The sequence below is a fragment of the Micrococcus antarcticus genome, assembly GCF_044872765.1.
Classification (GTDB): domain Bacteria; phylum Actinomycetota; class Actinomycetes; order Actinomycetales; family Micrococcaceae; genus Micrococcus.
Genome location: NZ_CP085253.1, coordinates 327,240 through 340,970, shown reverse-complemented (window position 1 = coordinate 340,970; position 13,731 = coordinate 327,240). Strand labels below are relative to the sequence as shown.

Annotated in this window: 10 protein-coding genes; 3 read left to right on the top strand and 7 right to left on the bottom strand. The window is 71.9% G+C overall.

What is annotated here, in order from left to right:
* Window positions 1-34 precede the first annotated feature (34 nt).
* Both LG274_RS01635 and LG274_RS01630 read left to right on the top strand, forming a co-directional pair.
* A complete protein-coding gene (locus LG274_RS01635) occupies window positions 35-490 on the top strand; it encodes a SufE family protein (protein WP_404464995.1) in 456 nt (151 codons plus the stop codon).
* A gap of 19 nt (window positions 491-509) precedes the next feature.
* Window positions 510-1,034: an aminoacyl-tRNA deacylase gene (locus LG274_RS01630; protein ID WP_248116889.1), complete on the top strand. Its 525-nt coding sequence runs from the start codon at window positions 510-512 to the stop codon at window positions 1,032-1,034.
* Window positions 1,035-1,064: 30 nt separating this feature from the next.
* On the opposite strand, the gene pgsA is transcribed toward LG274_RS01630, so the two are convergent.
* The 7 genes from pgsA to LG274_RS01595 form a co-directional block, all read right to left on the bottom strand.
* The gene (gene pgsA / locus LG274_RS01625) at window positions 1,065-1,679 is read right to left on the bottom strand and encodes a phosphatidylinositol phosphate synthase (RefSeq protein ID WP_404464992.1); all 615 of its coding nucleotides are present in this window, start codon (window positions 1,677-1,679) and stop codon (window positions 1,065-1,067) included.
* Window positions 1,679-2,359, bottom strand: a complete 681-nt coding sequence (locus tag LG274_RS01620) for an HIT domain-containing protein (RefSeq protein WP_298710364.1) — start codon at window positions 2,357-2,359, stop codon at window positions 1,679-1,681. The genes pgsA and LG274_RS01620 overlap by 1 nt, the downstream gene beginning before the upstream one ends.
* Entirely contained in the window at window positions 2,356-4,374 is a 2,019-nt protein-coding gene (gene thrS / locus LG274_RS01615) for a threonine--tRNA ligase (RefSeq protein WP_319074864.1), read from the bottom strand. Before thrS ends, LG274_RS01620 begins: the two co-directional genes overlap by 4 nt.
* A gap of 67 nt (window positions 4,375-4,441) precedes the next feature.
* Window positions 4,442-6,205, bottom strand: coding sequence for a DUF222 domain-containing protein (locus LG274_RS01610; protein WP_404464990.1), 1,764 nt, complete (start codon window positions 6,203-6,205; stop codon window positions 4,442-4,444).
* Between the two features lie 87 nt (window positions 6,206-6,292).
* Entirely contained in the window at window positions 6,293-10,195 is a 3,903-nt protein-coding gene (locus tag LG274_RS01605) for a DNA polymerase III subunit alpha (RefSeq protein WP_298710369.1), read from the bottom strand.
* 224 nt (window positions 10,196-10,419) lie between these two features.
* Entirely contained in the window at window positions 10,420-10,746 is a 327-nt protein-coding gene (locus LG274_RS01600; protein WP_248116876.1) for a DUF6504 family protein, read from the bottom strand.
* A gap of 298 nt (window positions 10,747-11,044) precedes the next feature.
* A complete protein-coding gene (locus LG274_RS01595; RefSeq protein ID WP_404464987.1) occupies window positions 11,045-12,286 on the bottom strand; it encodes a metallophosphoesterase family protein in 1,242 nt (413 codons plus the stop codon).
* Window positions 12,287-12,933: 647 nt separating this feature from the next.
* Here LG274_RS01595 and LG274_RS01590 point away from each other — a divergent pair.
* A complete protein-coding gene (locus LG274_RS01590) occupies window positions 12,934-13,365 on the top strand; it encodes a DUF6318 family protein (protein WP_404464985.1) in 432 nt (143 codons plus the stop codon).
* Window positions 13,366-13,731 lie beyond the last annotated feature (366 nt).

The window sequence follows — 13,731 nt, the reverse complement described above, 5'->3', positions numbered from 1 at the left end:
GCCGTGCGGGCGGCCGTCACTAGACTGGGTGACCATGACCGAGTCGACCGCGTCCCCCGCCGCCCTGTCCGAGATCATCGACGACTTCGCGGGGGTGCCCGATCCGCAGAAGCTCGAGCTGCTGCTGGAGTTCTCCGACGAGCTGGCGGAGCTGCCCGCCCGCTTCCACGGCCACGAGGCCGAGATGGAGCAGGTGGTCGAGTGCCAGTCGCCCCTGTTCCTCGCGGTCGAGCTGGAGGGCGAGCCGGGCCCGGACGCGGTGGTGCGCCTGTACATCACGGCGCCGCGGGAGGCACCCACGACGCGCGGATTCGCCTCCGTCCTCTCCCAGGGGCTCGACGGGTCCACGGCGCGCGAGGTCCTGGACGTCCCCGAGGACATCCCGGCGAAGCTGGGCCTGCAGAAGGCGCTGACCCCGCTGCGGCTGCGCGGCATGTCCGCCATGCTCGGGCGGATCAAGCGCAACGTGCGCGAGCAGGCCGGCCTCTGAGCCGGCGAGGACGGCCGGCATGGCACGGAGGCGGGGCGGCACGGATCGGGGCGCGCTGAAGCACACGGCGACCCCCGCCGTCGCGGCGCTCGTGGCGGCCGGGGTGCCGCACGTGCTCCACACGTTCGAGGTGGCCCTCGACGGCGGCGGCGAGAGCTTCGGCGCGCAGGTGGCCCACGCGCTGGAGGTCCCCCCGGAGCGTCTGTTCAAGACCCTGATGGTGGCCCTGCCGGACGGCTCGCTGGCCGCGTGCGTCGTGCCCGTGTCCGGGAAGCTGGACCTGCGCGCCGCCGCGGCAGCGCTGGGGGTGAAGAAGGCGGTGATGGCCGACCTCGCGGTGGCCGAGCGGCGCACCGGCTACGTGCGGGGCGGCATCTCCCCGCTGGGACAGCGGAACCGGCACCCCGTGGTGGTGGACGCGTCCGCCCTCACAGGAGAGGTGATGTACCTCTCGGGCGGGCAGCGTGGGCTCGACGTCGAGCTGGCCCCCGCCGACCTCGTCGCGGTGAGCGGCGCCGTCGTGGCGGCGATCGCTGCCGACTGAGGTGACTGCTGGCTGAGGCGGCAGGGTGCTTCAGGCCGCGGACGCGCGGGCCTGGCGACGCACCGCGGCGACCCGCTGCAGCACGGTCACCACGGAGGCGAGCGCGAGCAGCGCGAGGACCACGGTGAGCAGGACGGGCGGCAGCCCCAGGCCCGTGAGGCCCACCGCCACCAGCGTGGCCACGAGCCGCTCGGCGCGCTCGGCGATGCCCACGTTGGCGGTGAACCCGAGCGACTCGGCCTTGGCCCGGGCGTAGGACACGAGCATGCCGAGCGCCATGCAGGAGGCGGCGAGGACGCCCACGGTCGGGTTGTCCCCGACGCCGAAGCCCCACCACAGCACGCCGAGGAACACCGCGGCGTCCTGCACGCGGTCCAGGGTCGAGTCCAGGAAGGATCCCCAGCGGCCCGTGGTCCCGGCCTCGCGGGCCATGATGCCGTCCACGAGGTCCGAGAACACGAACAGGGTGATGACGATCGTCCCCCAGAACAGCTCGCCGAGCGGGTAGAACACGAGCGCGCCGAGGCTCACGCCCACGGTGCCCGTCACCGTCACGGCGTCCGGGCTGACGCCGGCGCGCAGCAGCCCGCGGGCCACGGGCAGGAAGACGCGCGTGGTCACCCCGCGGGCATGCCGGTCCAGCATCAGCGCACGTCCCCCTGCGGTGCCGCGGCGGGCGTCGCGTCGCCGGGAGCGTCCGGAGCGTCGGGAGCGTCGTCGGGCTCTGCCCCAGCGTCGCGCCTCCTGCGGGCGGTGAGCTCGGCGGCCGCTGCGGGCCAGGCTGCCACGAGGAGGTCGCGGGTCTGGCCCAGGGTCTGGGACATGTTCTTGGTGTGCGCGATGATCGGCAGGAAGTTGCCGTCGCCGGTCCACCGCGGCACCACGTGCTGGTGCAGGTGTGCCGCGATGCCCGCTCCCCCGGCCACGCCCTGGTTCATGCCCAGGTTGAAGCCCTTGGGGCGACTGGCCCCCTCGAGGGCGAGCATGGCCGTCTGGGCCAGCTCCGCCATCTCCGCCGTCTCCTCCGCCGTGATGTCCGTGTACATGGGCACGTGGCGGTACGGGCAGATCAGCAGGTGCCCCGGGTTGTACGGGAACAGGTTGAGGATCACGAAGGCCGTGCGCCCGCGGTGCACGATCAGCGACTCCTCGTCCGTGCGATGCGGCGCCGCGCAGAACGGGCACGTGTGCTCGTCCTTCACCTGGTCCGGTCCGGCGTTGATGTACGCCATGCGGTGCGGGTTCCAGAGCCGATCGAAGGCGTCCGGGACGCCGGGCAGCCCGAAGCCGTCCGTCGCCGCGGCGTCGCCGTCGGGGGTGCTCACGCCGTGACCTCGCGCTCCCGGACCGCCTTCACGATGCGGGCGATGGCCTCGTCCACGGGAACGCCGTTGTCCTGCGACCCGTCGCGGAAGCGGAAGCTGACCGCGCCGGCCTCGGCGTCCTCGCCGCCCGCGATGAGCACGAACGGCACCTTCTCCTTGGAGGCCGTGCGGATCTTCTTCGGGAAGCGGTCCGAGGAGTCGTCCAGGCGGGCCCGGATCCCCTCGGCGCGCAGCTTCGCGACGACGTCGGCCAGGTAGTCGTTGAACGCCTCGGCCACGGGGATGGCCACGACCTGCTCGGGGGCGAGCCACGCCGGGAAGGCGCCCGCGTAGTGCTCGGTGAGCACGCCGAGGAAGCGCTCGATCGAGCCGAAGAGGGCGCGGTGGATCATCACGGGGCGCTGACGCGTGCCGTCGGCGGCCTGGTACTCGAGGTCGAACCGCTCGGGCAGGTTGAAGTCCAGCTGGATGGTGGACATCTGCCAGGTGCGGCCGATCGCGTCCTTGGCCTGCACGGAGATCTTCGGCCCGTAGAACGCGGCGCCGCCCGGATCCGGGACGAGCTGGAGGCCGGAGCCCTCGGCGACCTCGGCGAGGGTGCGGGTGGCCTCCTCCCAGATGTCGTCCGAGCCGACCGACTTCTCCGGGTCACGCGTGGACAGCTCGAGGTAGAAGTCGTCCAGGCCGTAGTCCTTGAGCAGGTCGAGGACGAAGGTGAGCGTCGTGGTGAGCTCGTCCTTCATCTGGTCGCGCGTGCAGTAGATGTGGGCGTCGTCCTGGGTCATGCCGCGCACGCGGGTCAGGCCGTGGACCACGCCGGACTTCTCGTAGCGGTACACGGAGCCGAACTCGAAGAGGCGCAGCGGCAGCTCGCGGTACGAGCGGCCGCGGGAGCGGAACACGAGGTTGTGCATGGGGCAGTTCATCGGCTTGAGGTAGTAGTTCTGCCCCTGCCGGGTGACCTCGCCGGTCTCCGGGTCGCGCTGCTCGTCGATCTGCATGGGCGGGAACATGCCGTCCGCGTACCAGTCCAGGTGCCCGGAGACCTCGTAGAGGTGCTGCTTCGTGATGTGCGGCGTGTAGACGAACTCGTAGCCGGCCTCCTCATGGCGGCGGCGCGAGTAGTCCTCCATCGTCTTGCGGATGATGCCGCCGCGCGGGTGGAACACGGGCAGGCCCGAGCCGAGCTCGTCCGGGAAGGAGAAGAGGTCCATCTCCGCGCCCAGCTTGCGGTGGTCGCGTCGCTCGGCCTCGGCAAGCCGCTCCTGATAGGCCTTCAGGTCGGCCTTGGTGGGCCAGGCGGTGCCGTAGATGCGCTGCAGCTGCTTGTTCTTCTCGTTGCCCAGCCAGTAGGCGGCCGCGGAGCGGGTCAGCGCGAAGGCGTTGGAGATGAGCTTCGTGTTCGGCAGGTGCGGGCCGCGGCACAGGTCGCACCACACGGCGTCGCCGGACTTGCGGTCCACGTTGTCGTAGACCGTGATCTCGCCGGCGCCGACCTCCACGGAGGCGCCCTCGCCCGCGGTGTCGGCCTCGTTCTTCTTGCCCAGGAGCTCGAGCTTGTACGGCTCCTCCGCCATCTCGGCGCGGGCCTCGTCCTCGGTGACCACGCGGCGGCGGAACTGCTGGTTCGCGTTGACGATCTTCAGCATCATCTTCTCGAGCTGCTTGAGGTCCTCCGGGGTGAAGGGCTCGGCGACGTCGAAGTCGAAGTAGAAGCCGTCCGTGATGTACGGGCCGATGCCGAGCTTGGCGTCGGGGCGCAGCTGCTGCACCGCCTGGGCCATCACGTGGGCGGTCGAGTGGCGCAGCACGTTCAGGCCCTCGGGCTCGGTGATGTCCACGGCCTCGACGCTGGCGCCGGCCGGGATTGCGCGGGCGAGGTCCCACAGGTGGCCGTCCACGCGCATGACCACCGTGGTGGGCTGCTCCCGGAAGAGCTCCAGGCCGGTGATGCCGTGCGTCACCTCCCGCATCTGGCCGTCCACGGTCAGCAGGATGTTCTTCGGCTCGGACACGGTGCTCCTTCTCGGGTCAGGCTTCTGGGCGTGTGGCATACGGAGGCCACCGCCAGCCGCCCCCATTCTAGGGGCGGGCGGGAACAGGGCGGCGACGACGCAGGAGGGCGCCGACCCGCGTCGACGCGGCGGACTCCTCCCACCCGCCGGGGCTCCGTTGGGCGCGACCGATCCGCAGGGGCGGTTGAAGCCGGGTCCAGGGCTCGGGGAGGGCTGGTCGCTCCGGCGGAGGGAGTGGTTCCCGCCTCGCCGGAGCAGGAGCCGCCACGGGTGGGCCCGGGCGTGTCCGGTGATGCTGGTTCCGGCGCGGCGTGCGGTCCGGGTCGAGGTGGCGGGCCGGGACGAACCACGGGACGCCCTCGATGACCGACACCTCCCACCACCCGGCGTGCACGGCCTGGTGATGGTGCGAGCAGAGCAGCACGCCGTTGGCCACGTCCGTGGGCCCGCCGTGCTCCCAGTGGCCGATGTGATGGACCTCGCACCAGCTGGCGGGCAGCGCGCAGCCGGGTGCGGCGCATCCGCCGTCCCGCGCCGTCACGGCCCGCCGCTGGGCACGGGTGAAGAGACGACGCGCCCGGCCGAGGTCGAGGATCTCCCCCTCGCCGCCCAGGACGGCGGGGATGATGTCCGCGTCGCAGGCGATGCGCCGGATCTCGCGGGGGTCGATCGGTCCAGTGAGGTCGGCCGTGGACACGGCGGACCCCATGCGTCCGTCGGCGGCGGCGCGCAGCTCCCCGAGGAGCGTCCGATGGTCGATCGTGACGAGCACCTGCGGACGGTTCCCGCCGGTGGAGGGCAATGCCTCCGCACCGGCATGCGCGAGGGCCGCCTGGAGGGCGCTCACCAGCGTGTCCGCCTGCCGCTGCCCGCGCGTCCGGGGGTCCGGGGCCGAGCCGGCGTCCTGCACGCCGGCAACGGCGCGGGGGTTCGTCGCGGCGGATGCCACGGTCTGCAGGACCTCATGCTGGGCGTCGGTGAGGTGGAGGTCCCACCGGTGCAGCCCACGGCGCTGGCCCCGGTGGAACAGTCCCTGGGCGGCGTTCAGCTCCGCTTCCGTGGGCGCGGCGGTGTCCGGCATGACGAGGGCGTCGAGGTTCTGACGCCACCGGGCGCAGAGCCGACGGATGCCGTCCGGCTCGATCCGCTGGAGCTGGTCCGCCAGGATGGCCTCTCCCGCGTCGACCAGGTCCTCGACCTCGTCCCGAGGCACGCCGGCGATCAGGGCGTCGGTGCGTGCACGCATCAGCGTCTCGATCACGACGTCGCAGGCCCCCGGCTCGGCGGCACCGGCCGCCACCACACGGGCGATGGCGGGCAGCTGCGGCTCCGCGACCGGCGCCGTGGCGAAGGCGCGCTGGGGTCGGGTGGCCTCGGCTCGGCGGAGTCGGCGCTGGGCGTCCCGGCGGTCGATGTGGAGGAGGGAGCGCAGGCAGTCGGCCTCGTCCCGGTGGGGGCTCTTGCCCGGCGGGATGCCCAGGAGCTCATGACGATCCGCCTCGTGCCCGTAGACCTGGGCGAGGTGCCCGGCGAGGGAGGTCTGCACCGCGGCGACGGTGCGCGCGAGCCGCTCCACCTCCTGGAGCAGGGCCGGGAGCCGCAGGTCCTCGGCCTCCGGGTGCCACTCCGGGTCCCCGAGCCGTTCGAGCAGAGCCAGGACGTCCGACTGCGCGGCCCCGAGCAGGTCCGCGACCGGCGCGCCGAGAGGCGAGCGTGGACCCTCGCCGAGGCCTTCGCCGGAACTCCGGTCTGCACTGCCGCTGCCGGCGCCGTCAGCGGCGTTGCCGAGGCGCGCCGACGGGTTCATCACGCGCCTGGTCTCACCGATCACGTCCATGTCTCTTCCCCCCCCCTTTCCTCATGCAGTCCATCACGGGGCCCGGACACGTTAAGCAGCCCCTCATCCGTGCCGGACGGCTCACCGCTCCGGCGTGGGCAGCAGCTCCCACGTGTCCGGGTGGGGCACCGGTATGGGCGTGCTGCACCCCGGGGCCTCGGCCGTGGCCTGCGGCGTCCCGGCGCTCGCCCCAGCCTCCACGCGCTCGGCGTCCTGGGCGACGAGCGCCTCGGGGCGCACCTTGACCGGCCAGCCGCCGGTGCCGTGGTGCGGGATGTCCGGCAGGGACGCCCCGCCGCCGGGCCCGCCCGGCGTGCCGCCGCGACGCCGGACCGCGGCCGCCTTCCGGTCGGCGGCCAGCCAGCGCCGCCACTGCTCCCGGGTGGCGTCGAGGTAGTCGGGGTCGGGCAGGGTCTCGGAGCGGTGCAGGTCCCATGCGCGGACGGCCTGCACCGAGACGGCCTGCGGGCCGGTGCGTCGCGTGGTCCCCTCGATCAGCAGGAGGCGCGCCGAGAAGAGCATCTCCCCCGAGGCGTGCTGGGCCTCGGTGAAGAAGGACGCGTCGACGCAGCCCGTCCCGTCGTCCACGGAGAGGAACACCACCCGCTTGCCGCTGCGCATGGGCGGGGTCTGCGTGGCCACGCGCACCCCCGCCACGAGCACGCGCGACTGCGAGCGCAGTCGCAGCAGGTCCTTCGCGCGGGTGATCCCGAGGGCGTCGAGGTACGGCGCGTGGGAGTCCATGAGATGGGCTGTCACGTCCAGAGCGGTGAGGTCCAGCTCGGTGCGCACCTGCGCGGCCGTGGGCGGGGACGGGAACATCGGGGTGAGGGCGCTGAGCTCGGTGTCCGGCAGGTCCAGGGCCAGCTGACCGTCCACCTGGCGGGTCCGCGGGGGCCGCGAACGGGTGGCCCCGCGTCCCGGGCCGGTGCCCCGCGTGCTGGAGTGCTGCAGCTCGAGGTGGTGCACGAGGTCGGTGCGAGACGCCCCGCCGGGCGGCAGCAGGCAGTCGAGGGCGCCGAGCTGGGCGAGCCGCTCCAGGTTGCGGCTGGTGGGCCGGGCACGGTCCCGGACGTCGGCGAGGGAGTGGTAGGGGCGGCCCGCGTCGAGGCGCTCGACCTCCGCCTCGCTCAACCCGGACAGGCTCGTCAAGGGCAGGCGGATCCCCCAGCGACCGCGAGCGCGGCCGTCGGGACCGGTCGCGGAGCTGGCGGTCGCGGAGCTGCCGGGTGCGGGTGGGCCGGGCGTCGAAGGGCCGGGTGTGCTGGGCCTGGAAGGACCGGGCGCGCCGTCGTCGTCCACGCATCCACCGTCCGCGGGGTGACGCGCGCCGTCGTCGTGGGCGCCCTCCCCGTGGAGGCCGTGGCCGTCCACCTCCGGGTGCGAGGGCACCCACTCGACGCGCACGTGCCGAGTGGAGGCGTTGACGTCCACCGGGAGCACGGGGATGCCCATGCGGCGGGCCTCGGCCACCATGAGGCGGGCCGGGTACATGCCGGGGTCATGCTCGAGGATGGCGGCCATGAAGGCCTCGGGGTGGTGCGTCTTGAGCCAGGCGGACTGGTAGGTGGGCACGGCGAACGCGGCGCCGTGGGCCTTGCAGAAGCCGAACGAGCCGAAGGCGTGGAGGGTGCCCCAGACCTCGTCGATCACGTCGAGGTCGTACCCCTTCTCCAGCGCGTGGGAGCGGAAGTACTCCTCCACCGTGCGCTCGGCGGGCCCGCCGAGGAGCCGGCGGAACTCGTCCGCGCGGGCCAGGCCACAGCCGGTCATGACGTCCATGGTGCGCAGCACCTGCTCGTGGAACACGGTGACGCCGTGGGTCTCGGCGAGCACGGGCTCGAGGTGCGGGTGCGGGCAGCGGGCCGCCGCCCAGCCGTGCCGCTGCTCCAGGAAGGGCCGCACCATGTCCGACTGCATGGGGCCGGGACGGAAGAGGGAGATGTCCACCGTGAGGTCGTTGAACTCGCGGGGGGCGAGCTTGCCGATCAGCTCCCGCTGGCCCGGCGACTCGATCTGGAAGCAGCCGAGGGTGTGGGTGGTGCGGATCATCTTGAAGGTCGCCTCGTCGTCGAGGGGGACCCGCTCGAGGTCCGGCCTCTCCCCCGTGATGCGCTCCACCTCCGCCAGCGTGTAGGCGATCGCCGACTGCATGCGCACGCCGAGGATGTCCAGCTTGAGGAAGCCCATGGGGTCCATGTCGTGCTTGTCGAACTGGCTCATCGGCAGGCCCATGCCCGAGGGCTGCACGGGCGTGCGGTGCAGGAGGGTGGCGTCGCCGAGGATGACGCCGCACGGGTGCATGGAGATGTGCCGGGGCAGGCGATCGAGACGCTCCGTGATGTCCACCAGCAGGTCCAGCTGATGCCGCCCCGCCCGGCGGCCGGACTCCACGCGGCGGGAGAGCTCCCCCAACTCGGGCATGCGCTGCAGCGCCTCGCGGAAGCTGGAGGCGGAGAAGCGCCACAGCTGCTTGGCGATGACGTCCACGTCCTCGTCCGGCAGGCCCAGGGCCATCCCCGCGTCCCGGACGGCGCCGCGGGCCCGGTAGGCGTTCTGCATGCTCATGAGCGTGGTCCGCTCGGCCCCGAAGCGCTCGAACACGGCACGGTAGATCTCGTGGCGGCGCGCGGACTCCACGTCGATGTCGATGTCCGGCAGGGTGGAGCGCGCGTCCGAGAGGAAGCGCTCCATGATCAGGCCGTTGGCCATGGGGTCCACGTTGGAGATCCGCAGCGCGTGGTTCACCAGCGACGACGCCCCGGAGCCGCGCGCGGAGACCCGCACGCCCATCCCCTCGATCAGGTCCACCACGGAGGACACCGTGAGGAAGTAACTCGCGAACCCGAGGCGCGAGATGATCCCGAGCTCGTGCTCCACCCGGTCCTGCAGGTCGCGCGCCTCCTGACTGGTGCCGAACCCGGAGCCGGTGTGCAGACGCGGGTAGCGGGCGGCCAGGCCGGCGAGGGTCCGCTCGTGCAGCACGCGGTCGGGCGGCCCGTCCACCCCGATGACGGAGGCCTCGGGCACCCGGGGCCGGCCCCAGCCGAGATCGCTCTCGGGGTCGAGGGCGCAGGCCTCGGCCAGGCGGCGGGTGGACTCCAGGAGGGGCGCGGCAGGCTCGTCCGCGGCCTCGCACACCTCACGGGCGAGCCGGTGCATGTGCTCGGTGGGCTTGAGCCAGCCCTGTCCGTTGGGCTGCAGGTCGTGCAGGGCGTCGAGGGAGCTCAGCGCCCGGGCGGCGTCGAGGACGTCCGCGGTGGCCGCGCCGTCCGGGGCGGCGTACCGCACGGCGTTGGTCAGCACGGCGGGCGTGCGGGTGTCCCGGGCGGCGCGCAGCATCTTCACGGCGTGGCCCGTGTCCAGCCGTCGGCCGGGCGCGGAGAGGTGCGTGACGACGTCGACGTGCACAGATCCGGCGGGCAGGGCCGAGCGCCACCGGCGCAGGGCGCCCACTCCCGCGGCGTAGCGGCGGCGGGCGAGGTGGCGTCCGAGGTCCGAGTCCGGCCCGAGGAGCACGAACAGTTCCGGGCTCGGCGGGTTCGCGGGGTTGGCGGCGGTGGGCACGCGCCCCCCGGCGGCCTCCGCCAGCTCGGCGACGGCGGCCCAGGGGCTGCCTCCGCCCGCTCCCCCGGTGGTACGGGCATGGGCCGCGGAGATCACCTGGCACAGGGCGCGGTAGCCGGACCCGTGGGAGCCGCCCCGGGCGAGGATGACGGCCCGGCCGGCGTCGCCGTCCTCCTCCGACCAGCGCAGGGCGAGGTCCACCCCGACCACGGGCGCGATGCCGTGCTGCAGGCACGCACCCACGTGCTTGGCCATGCCGTAGAGGCCGTCGCGATCGGTGCACGCGAGCAGGTCCATGCCCGCCGCGGCGGCGGCCGCGGCGAGGTCCTCGGGCCAGCTCACCCCGTAGTGGGCGCTGAAGGCCGAGGCCACGTGCAGATGGGGGAACGGGACGGGCGGGGGCGTGCGGTCACTCATGGGGAGCTCTCCTGGACGTGCTGGACCACCCCGCCGGGGTCTCCGACGGGGGCGGCGCGGGAAGCGCGACGGGTGCACGAGCCGGGAAGCATGCGGGGGTCCGAGCCAGGGGAAGGAGGCGGTCGGGGCAGCCTGTGGCCGCCGAGGCGGCCACTCACCCACAATAGAACACATGTTCGAATGACGGAAGCGGGGGGGCAGGCCCCGGAGGGGCGGGCGGGACCTCACGCCGTCCTCCGCAGGTCATGAGCGACCTCGTGGACGCGAATGAGGCGCCAACGCCCGGAGTCGAGGTGGTGGGCGACGTCCAGGGTCTGCACGGGGGCGGAGCCGGCCCGGGCGAGGCGCACCTGCAGGCGCCAGATCTCATGGTCCACCAGGCCCGGCCCGCGGCCCTTCTCGGCCCGCACCTCCTCGGCCCACCAGCGGCGACGCTCGAACCAGCGCATCGGCCGCTCGGCGATGACGTAGTCCCGCCCGTTCCAATGCAGGCCCTGCGGCGCGCCGTCCGGGGCGCGCTCCACCGCCACGGACTGCGTGAAGACTCCCATGCTGCTCTCTCCCTGTGTGCGCTGCGGACGGATCCGCCGGCGGGCGCCGACGGACGGCGGGAGCGCGACCCACCCGCGACGGCGGGCAGGGGAAGAGTCGGGAAGCCTCGGCCCGCGATGGGACCGAGGACCGGAGGTCGCACTCTCGATCGTACTCGAACATGTGTTCGAATCCAATGGGAGGGACACTACGGATGGCAGCGGACACGTTAAGGGGGCCCAGGGAAAAGGCGACGTCGGCACCCGCGCGGGTGCCGACGTCGCCGTGCTCACGCCCCCGGGCGGGGCGGGGCCGCGCTCAGGCCTTCACGTACCGCGGGAAGGCGGCAGGCGCGGCCACCGGCTTGCCCTCCGGGTTCATGTCGATCCCGAGGTCACGGGCCCAGACGATGCGGGTGTCGCCGGTGTAGACGGCCTCGGTGCGCTCGTCGAGCTCGAACACGCGGGCGCCGCGGAGGGTGTGCTGATCCCACGTGCCGTCGTTGAGGCCGTAGGTGTCGAAGCCGGTGCCGGGCGCGTAGCCGAGCTCGACGCCGTAGTAGTTCCCCTTGTAGGTGTTGATGTGGTCGTGGCCGCAGTAGATGCCCTTGACCTCGCCGCGCTCCTTCACGGAGGCGTAGATGCCCGAGTTGATCAGACCGTGGTAGACGTCCTCGTGCTTCACACCCTCGATAGCGTGACGGCGCACGGCCTCCGCGTGGCGGGCCTCGTCCTTCTCGCCCTGGGAGGCGTACCACATGTAGGAGTGCTCGAACGTGGGGATGTGGAAGAACATGAGGCCGGGGACGCCCTTGCCGAAGCGCTCCGCGGTGGCCTCCGAGGCCTCCTCGTACCAGCGGATCTGCTGCGGACGGATCCAGTCGTAGTCCATGACGCCCTCGGTGGACTGCCCGGCGGCGTCCTGGGCGGTCGCGTAGCGGCCCGAGTCGAGCAGCCAGATGGCGAAGGAGGGGGCGGCGCCGCGGGACCCCCGCAGAAGCAGCTGGGCGTCGGAGTGGCCCGGCTTGGACGGGTCCACGGCCGGGTTGAGGTTGTGCTTGTACTGGCGCACGAAGTCCACGATCCGGGATTCCGTCATCGAGGTGCCGTGCTCCGTGACCGAGTCCTCGTCATGGTTGCCGAAGGTGATGGCCCACTTCACGCCGCGGGACTCCATCGGCATGACGAAGTTGTTGATCCCCTGCATCACCTGCAGGTCCGTGGTGGGCGAGCCGTCGATGACGTCACCGTTGATGAGCGCGAAGTCCGGCTTCTCCCGGTCCAGGACCTTGCCCATGAACTCGAGGGTGCGACGGTCCGCGGCGTGGCCGCCCTGGGTGTCGTTGAACTGCACGATCTTGAAGCGGCGGCTCTTGCCGAACGCCAGCGGCATGGACTGGGCGCCGGCGTCACGGCGACGTCCATGGGCAGGGGCGTGGGCCGGAGGCGCGGCCTGGGCGACGGGGGCTGCGGCCAGCACGCCGGCCGCGGCGAAGGCTCCGCCTCCGGCGAAGATGCCGCGGCGGTCGACGGACGGGGACTCGGGGATGCGATCGGTCATGGCTCTCTCCTGCTGAAGCGGCGGTCGATGACGTCGCGGAAGCGTCGCTGACCTTGACGTTAGGAGGCTGAGATGACCCCGGGGATGCCCGGCGCGGAACGCCCACGGAACGAGCAGATGAACGGTCGGGAACACGACACCTGCGCGTCTGACGATGTTCACGGTCCGCCCTGTGGAGAACCCCTCGCGTGTCGCGGAGGCATGCGTACACTCGCCAGTGTCGCCACTCACACGCCGCTCACGCGGTGGTCTTCACGGGATCAGAGCCGTGGCGGCGGACGGAACGGATGTCTTCTGAGGAGGGGACCTTGTCCATCACCGCACCCCCACGCGCCCTGCCCCGCCGACGCCCCGCCCAGGCCGCATCGCTGGCAGCCGCCCTCGCACTGGCCCTCACGGCCTGCGGCGGCGGAGACCCGGCACCGACCGAGACCACGACGACGGCGCCCGTCTCGTCCACGCAGGCCGCTGACACCCCCACGGCTACGGCTACGGCTACGGCCGGCGCATCTCCCTCCACCCCCGACGGCGGCACGGCGCCATCGAGCGGGAGCGGGAGCGGGAGCGGACCCGCGAGCGCAACGGCGAGCGGTCCGTACGTCCCCGCCTCCGCCGAAGGCCCCGCCCAGAACGTGCCGAAGCCGGTGATGCCCGAGGTCATGAAGGAAGAGACCCAGGAGGGCGCCGAGGCGGCGGTGAAGTACTTCTGGGAGACGGTCTACTACATGCAGCAGACGGGGGATGCGGGTCCCACACGCACCGCATCTTGGGAGGCTTGCGCCTTCTGCAGTCACATAATTAGCTCGATGGAGGCCATCTACTCGAATGAAGGATGGTTCACAGGCACCCAGTCCAATGTGAGTTCCGCTCGCCTCAGGCCATCTTCTAGTGGATATAACGCGACGCTTATCATGAATTTCTCCAGCGGTACGGGATACATGCGCGATGGCTCTACGCCCGAGGGGGGAAACGTACCGGAATCAAAGGGCGCCCCTTGGGTAGCTGATCTCATCTATGATGATGACTTGAAGAGTTGGTTTGTAGAATCAATGACCTTCCAGGGACGCGGGGATAGATGACGATGAAATTCAAAACCACCAGATCAATCAAGAATATGGCCCTGTTGATCCTCACGCTGGCAATCATTGGCGTCACCCCGGCTCGCGGCCAGCAAATCTCCGAGGAATGTACCACCAATAAAGCAATCTACGCACTCTCCGCTTCGTCCATCGCTGTCTCAAAGAAGTGCCACCAGAGCGGAGTTTCTAAAAGAACGGGGATCGTCAAGGACGTTGACCCAGAAGCGCCTCCGCGGGACATAGAAGAGGCGTCCGCACCAGAGCCCTCACTCAAGACAAACGTCACAATGAACGCCTGCGACCCGAACCAGGTGGGCAACCCAGACTTCAAAACCTGTCAAGAGCAGAAGGAAAAGTTCTGTCCTG